At 43.1% G+C, this 631-nt stretch carries 3 tRNA genes; all 3 read right to left on the bottom strand.

From position 1 onward, the window contains the following. Positions 1 to 199: 199 nt before the first annotated feature. A tRNA-Val gene (locus QQ041_RS19990) sits at positions 200 to 275 on the bottom strand. Positions 276 to 308: 33 nt separating this feature from the next. After that, positions 309 to 384: transfer RNA gene (locus QQ041_RS19995), tRNA-Lys, on the bottom strand. Between the two features lie 2 nt (positions 385 to 386). Beyond that, positions 387 to 462 (bottom strand) — tRNA-Glu (locus QQ041_RS20000). Between the last annotated feature and the right edge of the window lie 169 nt (positions 463 to 631).

Genomic DNA, 631 nt, shown 5'->3' on the forward strand with positions numbered 1-631 from the left:
TAAACATTGAGAACTTTTAAATTTGATTGAATTACTCGTAAGTAATCAATCAGTCAGCTTTCCAAATTGTTAAAGAGCATGAGACTTTAAGAACCAGTGTTCTAAAATTCACATTTTCTAAAGACTCTCACAGTCGAAAAATCAAACCAGCGACATAAGAAGTGGTTTGGAGTTTTAACTTCCAAGAATATTTAGAGAATGGTGGGCGATACCGGGCTCGAACCAGTGACCCCCTGCTTGTAAGGCAGGTGCTCTCCCAACTGAGCTAATCGCCCACTAAAAGTTTTAATTCCTTCGTGGAGAAAGAATGGTGGGTCGTGCAGGATTCGAACCTGCGACCAATTGATTAAAAGTCAACTGCTCTACCAACTGAGCTAACGACCCAATGGTATCCCGTAGGGGAGTCGAACCCCTGTTACCGCCGTGAAAGGGCGGTGTCCTAGGCCTCTAGACGAACGGGACACTGCTAATTTATCTCCACTTTAAAAAGTAGAAACAAACTTTGAAGAACTTGGGAGTTCTTCATCTCTTTGCTTTTCTAAACCTAATCAATCTGTGTGGACACTTATCGTGAGTATCTTCGTATAAGGAGGTGATCCAGCCCCAGGTTCCCCTAGGGCTACCTTGTTAC

Source organism: Vibrio sp. TMPB1044 (assembly GCF_030442075.1).
Taxonomy (GTDB): domain Bacteria; phylum Pseudomonadota; class Gammaproteobacteria; order Enterobacterales; family Vibrionaceae; genus Vibrio; species Vibrio satsumensis.